Annotated in this window: 7 protein-coding genes; 3 read left to right on the forward strand and 4 right to left on the reverse strand. The window is 34.1% G+C overall.

Annotated features, from left to right (window positions below):
* Nucleotides 1–291: 291 nt before the first annotated feature.
* From OZD68_RS02325 to OZD68_RS02335, 3 genes are all read right to left on the reverse strand, one after another.
* Nucleotides 292–870, reverse strand: a complete 579-nt coding sequence (locus OZD68_RS02325) for an RlmE family RNA methyltransferase (RefSeq protein ID WP_015588787.1) — start codon at nucleotides 868–870, stop codon at nucleotides 292–294.
* A gap of 76 nt (nucleotides 871–946) precedes the next feature.
* Nucleotides 947–1,522, reverse strand: coding sequence for a PopZ family protein (locus tag OZD68_RS02330; RefSeq protein ID WP_010082598.1), 576 nt, complete (start codon nucleotides 1,520–1,522; stop codon nucleotides 947–949).
* Nucleotides 1,523–1,541: 19 nt separating this feature from the next.
* Nucleotides 1,542–2,777: a TolC family protein gene (locus OZD68_RS02335; RefSeq protein WP_182309516.1), complete on the reverse strand. Its 1,236-nt coding sequence runs from the start codon at nucleotides 2,775–2,777 to the stop codon at nucleotides 1,542–1,544.
* Nucleotides 2,778–2,909: 132 nt separating this feature from the next.
* On the opposite strand from OZD68_RS02335, the gene rplM reads away from it, so the two are divergent.
* From rplM to OZD68_RS02350, 3 genes are all read left to right on the forward strand, one after another.
* Complete coding sequence (gene rplM / locus OZD68_RS02340; protein WP_182309517.1) at nucleotides 2,910–3,368, forward strand: 50S ribosomal protein L13; 459 nt, start codon at nucleotides 2,910–2,912, stop codon at nucleotides 3,366–3,368.
* 10 nt (nucleotides 3,369–3,378) lie between these two features.
* Nucleotides 3,379–3,834 carry a 30S ribosomal protein S9 gene (gene rpsI, locus OZD68_RS02345; protein WP_006279875.1) on the forward strand — a complete coding sequence of 152 codons (456 nt, stop codon included), beginning with the start codon at nucleotides 3,379–3,381 and terminating at the stop codon, nucleotides 3,832–3,834.
* A gap of 146 nt (nucleotides 3,835–3,980) precedes the next feature.
* Nucleotides 3,981–4,292: an HU family DNA-binding protein gene (locus OZD68_RS02350; RefSeq protein ID WP_182309518.1), complete on the forward strand. Its 312-nt coding sequence runs from the start codon at nucleotides 3,981–3,983 to the stop codon at nucleotides 4,290–4,292.
* Here the strand turns inward: OZD68_RS02350 and OZD68_RS02355 are convergent.
* Nucleotides 4,285–4,992, reverse strand: coding sequence for a pyridoxine 5'-phosphate synthase (locus OZD68_RS02355; protein ID WP_182309519.1), 708 nt, complete (start codon nucleotides 4,990–4,992; stop codon nucleotides 4,285–4,287). The two genes, OZD68_RS02350 and OZD68_RS02355, sit on opposite strands and share 8 nt — an antisense overlap.
* Between the last annotated feature and the right edge of the window lie 202 nt (nucleotides 4,993–5,194).

Genomic DNA, 5,194 nt, shown 5'->3' on the forward strand with positions numbered 1-5,194 from the left:
AGTCTTTTACTATCTCTGTCGAGTATTGGCATTTTTTGATGTCTTGTAACGCTTTATAAGCGCGTTCAGCCTATTTAGATAAAAATCTAGATGCAGATGAAGTTTTGTAAAGACACACAGTATCTATATACTGCAAAAAATTGAACATAAGACGCAGATACATTAAGTAATCCTTACCTTTTAATCTGCAGATTGGCGAAAGCAAATACAATAGCTTCAGTTTCATGATAAGGGGGCTGGCGGAGTTTGTCAAGGAAGTTTTTTCGTTTCTGTGGGCTACATGGATTAATATTATATAGAAAGTCTGCTGCCAATAAAGCCTAAACTTACCAAATACATTTCTGTAGATTCAGATCTACTTGACTTTGGTTTAAAGTATTTTACTGTTTTAAACATTTTTTTTAGCTCGTTACAAAAATCTTTATCAGATTCTCCTTGGAAAATTTTTACTACGAACGTGCCACCATGGCTCAAGAAATGCTTTGCAAAATTGAGCGCTGCCTCACATAAAAGCATAATTCTGATATGATCCAACGATTTTAAACCACAAGATTCGGGCGCCATGTCAGATAAAATTACATCAAATTTTTGATCCTTGAATTTTTCTCTTAAAATTTCAAACTCATTGATAATATCACATTGTATAAACTCTACTCCATTAATTGCGTTCATTGGTTTTATGTCAAGAGCAACCACATTTGCACCTTTCTGAGATGCAACTTGTGACCATCCACCAGGAGAAGCACCAAGATCAATAATTTTTTGCCCTTCTTGGAATAATTTAAACTTGTTATCCATTTCTACCAGCTTATATGCTGAGCGTGACCTATAACCATCCTTGCTAGTTTTTTGCACATACTGATCATTCAAATGACGATGTAGCCACCTTGTTGAAGATAGTTTTCTGCCTCTAGCCGTCTTTACTCTAGTTTTTATTGCTAATACCCTACTTATTATTGATTATATCTTTAAGCTCTTTTTCAACTACTTCTTTTACCAGTGCATGTAGATATTTATTCAGCCATTCTGAGAGCTGAGGTTTTAAAAGAGATGTAACTAATTCTTCAACAGTAAGGTTCGCTTTTTTTTGTTGTTTATGCTGTAATTCGTTTTGCATTTTTCCAAGCAACGCTTTGATCTCTTCCATATTCTCTTTTAAAATTAGATGATCGTTATTTTGCGCTTGTAAGCCGCTATTACTCGCTTTGTTATTACTCATTTGGATATTATCGTACAAATAAATATCTTTTTTTTCTTCTGAATTGTAGCTATGGCCATTAAATTGGTTATTGTTGCAAGCCATTTCCTCACTTTGGTCATCATTATCAATGTCCTCTTTTTCATTATTTTCTTTTTTGCCATCTTCTTCTATTTCTTCTGGATACTCTTCCTCAAGGTATAGCACATCATCATTTTCATCCTTTATTTCTGCTTTATCGTTACTCGCGTTTTTACCCGATATAGCTTTTTTTATATCTTCTAGGATATCTTTTACAGATTGATTGCCTTGTTCATCATGCATAGTGCTAATACCATTAAATTTAGAGGTCTATACTATTTATCATAAAAAGCAAGTTGTAAACACTAATCACATAATTGCTTTTTGCTTCAACTAAGTCTGAACGTGCTTTAAATAATGCATCTTCAGTGTCCAAAAGGTCAGATGTACTCTTTAAATTTAAGTTTACTTCTTGCTCAACTCCTTCCAATGCTAGAGCTGCTGCTTTTTCCGCTTCTTGACTTGCTTTGATAATGGCCTTTGCTGTCAACACATTATTCCAAGCATTTACAACTGCTTGTTCTATATTTTTTACCGTTTCATAATAATCGTAGGTAGATTTTTTTGCATCCATTTTAGCTTTACTGACACCAAAAGCATTAACTCCTCTCTTAAAGATTGGAACATCAAGAGTAAAAACTACATGAACATTTTCTAATAGTTTGTCTACCTTCATACCATCCTCCCCAAAATTTTTGCTTGCACTTAGATTTAAAGAAGGAAGCCACTTGGAGCTTTCAGCAATCACTTCCATTCCGGCTGCTCTTTTTTGATAAACTGCTGCTTTTAGAGATAAATTATTGGTTTTTGCTAACTGTAAACATTCATTTAGCTCTGGAACAGAAGGTAGTTTATCATTAGCTTCAGAAAGGTCATCAGCATCTTCGCCAATCAAATGATAATAAGCAATATTTACCAACTTTAATTTACCTTCAGCATCAACTCTTTCGGATATAGAAGACGAAAATTTTGCTTTTGCTAACAAAACTTCGGCATTGGTTACCTCTCCAAGGGAAAAGCGTTTTTTCATAGCTGACAAATGTTCCAAAGAAACGCGCTCTTTATGTTCTCTGAGCTTTAATATTTCTGTCTTTTGTAAAACATTAACATATGCTTTCACAGCATTAAGTGCAAGCTCTTGTTTTAATTGCTGAAATCGCATCTTTTCTGCTTTGAGAAGATGGCTTGATCGACTGAATGTGGCAAAGGTACCACCGCCATCTATTATCCTTTGGCTTAATATCAGGCGTTTTCCAGAGCCTTGTGAATTGTTAATAATATTAAAATTACTATCAAAATTGTATTGCAAACTAATGTCAGGTAAAAATCCAGCTAACCCAGAAGATTTATAGTGTTTTTCTGCGCTTTTATATTGGTAAAATTGAGACTTTATTTTTGAGCTATTTTTGATGGCTTTGCTTATCACTTCTCCCACATCGGTTGCACAGCAACTTATAGTACCAAAAATGATCGCAAGTGTGATAATCAATCGAAACATTCTACTTCCTGTGCATATTGGTTGCGCAGCTCAATTACTAACATAAATTACTTTAATAATCAATAAGTAATATTGTTGACACTATTGAGAAATTAAGTATACAGTAGATTACTATTGTTTAGTTAAATTACAATGAAAACTTTTTTCTTAAAAGAGAAACAAATCGACAAAAAATGGTTTGTCATAGATGCAGAAGGATTAGTGGTAGGAAGGCTCGCAGCATTTGTAGCGACACTATTACGTGGAAAGCATAAACCTGAGTATACACCTCATATGGATTGTGGCGATAATGTAATTATTATCAACGCAGAAAAGGTGCATTTCACCGGAAAGAAGCTTAAAGATAAAATTTACTATAAGCATACAGGTTATTCTGGTGGTTTGAAGAAAACTACTCCAGATAATATTTTAAATGGCAAATTTCCTGAGCGTGTAATAGAAATGGCAGTGAAAAGGATGCTTGATGATGGGCCTATGGCACGTAGACGCTTTGAAAATTTGTATATTTATTCTGGTTCAGAACATAAGCATCAAGGACAGCAACCTGGAAAGATAGATTTTGCCTCTTTGAATTGTAAAAATAAAAAGTAATGGAGTAAAAATGAAGAGTTCTACAATAAATAACAATGATTGGTCAGAAAAGACAATTAAATCAGCAGTTGATTCGCTTGGTCGTTTATATGCTACAGGCCGAAGAAAAGAATCTGTAGCAAGAGTATGGATAAAGCCGGGGAGTGGAAAATTTAGTGTTAACAAAAAAGGCGATCTAATTTCTTATTTTAAAAGAGAGTCAGTGTGCCAAATAGTAAAAATGCCATTTGTTGCAACTTCCACGTTGGATAAATACGATGTATTTGCAACTGTAAAAGGTGGAGGGCTATCTGGTCAAGCAGGTGCTCTAGCTCATGGAATAAGCAGAGCTTTAAGTAGTGTAAGCCAAGATTTGCATTCTATACTACGTAATGGTGAGTTCTTAACTAGAGATTCACGTGTTGTTGAACGTAAGAAATATGGTCAACATAAAGCTCGGAAAAAGTGTCAATTTTCTAAGAGATAGTTATTTTATAGGGGTGTTTTTTTGTAAGTATTATACAAATATTTGCAAAAATGTATGATATCCTCTATTTTTGTGATGAATTTAGTTGACTATCGGTGTCAACATAATATGCTATTTATGTGATTTTTTCAATATTAAGGTAATTTATGAGTAAAGAAGATGTAATAAAACAATTAAAGGAAGATTGTTCTAGTCAGAATATAGATATAACAAAATCTGATTTGAGCAAGATTCATGATGCGTTTATTAAAATAATAAAGAATGAGCTGCATGGGAAAGGTGAAATACGTTTGCATGGAATAGGAACATTTTCTACTGCTATCAGTCAGGAAAAACAATGTCGTAACCCCCAAAGTGGTGAGATCATGACTGTTCCTAAAAAGACAAGGGTAAAATTTAAAGCAAGCCAAACTCTTTTAAGTATTTTAAATGAGAAGGAAAAAGCAGCAGTTAGTTAGACATTGTCATTTTCATTGTTTTTACTACGCTGTGTAAGCCGTAAAATACAGCTTCGCTAATTAAATAGTGGCCTATGTTAAGAGCTGAGATGTGAGGTATTCTTGTCATCTTCTTAGCGTGTTTGTGAGTTATGCCATGTCCTGCGTGGCATTCTATTCCTAATTTATTGACGTACTCTGCAGCATTAGTAATTAACTGTAACTTTTTTTCTGATGGATTATCACAGTAATCCCCTGTGTGAATTTCTATCATGTCAGGTTTTGTCCCTAGCTTTTCAAGATATTTTAGTTGATCAATATTTGGATCGATAAACAGTGAGACTTTTATGCTAGAGCTATGCATTTCCTCTATTATACTAGAAAGTTTACTGTGCATATTCACGATATCCAGGCCACCTTCGGTTGTTAATTCTTCTCTTTTTTCTGGCACTATACTAATCGAATAGGGTTTTACCTTTTTTGCTATTTCAAGCATTTCTTCCGTGGCTGCAATTTCAAGATTTAACTCAGTGCTAATGCTTTTTTTTAGGTTAAATACGTCTTCATCTCTAATATGCCTTCTATCTTCTCGTAAGTGTACAGTAATAAAGTCTGCTCCAGCGTCAATGGCTATTTCTGCTGCTTTCAATGGATCTGGATAAGAAGTTCCGCGTGCGTTGCGGAGGGTTGCAACGTGATCGATATTAACACCTAGTTTCACAATCTACCTCAGAAATTATTTATAGATTATACATGTTATTAGGTTTTTTGCATAGTCATTGTTTGACCTTACCCAGAAAAAGTGGAGAGAAAGAAAAGAGTTTTTTTGGGTAAAATAAAATTTTGGAGGATTAGAAATGGTAAGAGAATATACGGCAGAATTCAAATTGGAAGCTGTTAAGCTGGCAAATGAACAAAGAAAG

Source organism: Wolbachia endosymbiont of Drosophila bicornuta (genome assembly GCF_028982105.1).
GTDB classification, from domain to species: Bacteria; Pseudomonadota; Alphaproteobacteria; order Rickettsiales; family Anaplasmataceae; genus Wolbachia; species Wolbachia pipientis.

Excerpts from the sequence above, each read along its gene's own strand:
- OZD68_RS02330 (WP_010082598.1), bottom strand. The coding sequence starts at position 1,522 with ATGCATGATGAACAAGGCAATCAATCTGTAAAAGATATCCTAGAAGAT.
- OZD68_RS02350 (WP_182309518.1), top strand. The coding sequence starts at position 3,981 with ATGAGTAAAGAAGATGTAATAAAACAATTAAAGGAAGATTGTTCTAGT.
- rpsI (WP_006279875.1), top strand. The coding sequence starts at position 3,379 with ATGAAGAGTTCTACAATAAATAACAATGATTGGTCAGAAAAGACAATT.
- rplM (WP_182309517.1), top strand. The coding sequence starts at position 2,910 with ATGAAAACTTTTTTCTTAAAAGAGAAACAAATCGACAAAAAATGGTTT.
- OZD68_RS02335 (WP_182309516.1), bottom strand. The coding sequence starts at position 2,777 with ATGTTTCGATTGATTATCACACTTGCGATCATTTTTGGTACTATAAGT.